General features: G+C 72.8%; 1 protein-coding gene. It reads right to left on the bottom strand.

Features of this window, described 5'->3' with window-relative positions:
- Positions 1-243 (bottom strand): DUF6716 putative glycosyltransferase (locus DSP71_RS21990; protein WP_396652043.1); only part of this gene is annotated, 243 nt, incomplete at both ends.

Genomic DNA, 243 nt, shown 5'->3' with positions numbered 1-243 from the left:
GTGACGAGGCCCGCGGCCGTATCGAGCGCCGTGCTCATCGAGTCGTAGGAGAAGACGAGGTTCTCCGGAAGGCGCGATGGCAGCAACCCCGCGTACGGCTCGCGCTCGAGGTGCGTCTCGGATTCCCCCGGCCGCGACCGCAGCTTCACCACCACCCGGCGGCCCGGCTCGGCCTCGGCCGCGCGCACGAGCATGGCCGCGATCTCGGCGCGCTGGTCTTTCGCGAGGGGGACGAGGGCCTGC

The organism is Microbacterium sp. H6 (assembly GCF_003314775.1).
GTDB classification, from domain to species: Bacteria; Actinomycetota; Actinomycetes; order Actinomycetales; family Microbacteriaceae; genus Microbacterium; species Microbacterium oxydans.
Note: the sequence above shows the minus strand (reverse complement) of the source record. Positions and strands in the feature narration are given on the sequence as shown.